At 75.4% G+C, this 513-nt stretch carries 1 pseudogene; it reads right to left on the bottom strand.

The window, feature by feature from the left end:
- Window positions 1-513: pseudogene (locus tag HMPREF0975_RS16455) on the bottom strand (hypothetical protein); the annotation flags it as partial.

The raw sequence follows: 513 nt of genomic DNA, 5'->3' as shown, positions 1-513 counted from the left end.
ACGACGCCCGCCCCGGCCCTGCTCTGCTGACCGGCGGCAGCCGCTGCGGGGCTGTCGGCAGCGGAGCCGACGGCGTCGGGACTCTTGCCGGCGGGCGAGGCCGGGGCGCCCGTTTCGGCGGGCTCGCCGTGTTCCCCCTGTTCCCCTTGCTTCTCGGACTTCTCGGAGTCGTCGCCAGGGTCGCCAGCGCCGCCGTCCAGTGCCGCGTTCTCGTCGAACGAGTCGCCCCCGGCTTCATCCGCGGCGCCGTCGGCCGCGCCATCCGCAGCGTCATCGGCGCTGTCGTCCGCGGTGATGCGCTGGTCGGTCTCCGGAGCGCTCTCAGGAACGTCCTCCGGGGCGCTCGCTGTCTCACCGGGTCCCTGTCCGTCGCCGCTGGTCGAGCGCGGGGAGGCGGGAGATCCGGCCGACGAGGCGGAGTCGGCCCAGCCGCTGCCGTCACCAGCCGCGTCGGCCAGGTCGATGGCGATGGCGGCGTCGACGGCGTCGGCAGTGCCCGAGGCGATGGCCTGG

The sequence above is a fragment of the Actinomyces sp. oral taxon 849 str. F0330 genome, assembly GCF_000239715.1.
GTDB classification, from domain to species: domain Bacteria; phylum Actinomycetota; class Actinomycetes; order Actinomycetales; family Actinomycetaceae; genus Actinomyces; species Actinomyces johnsonii.
Note: the sequence above shows the minus strand (reverse complement) of the source record. Positions and strands in the feature narration are given on the sequence as shown.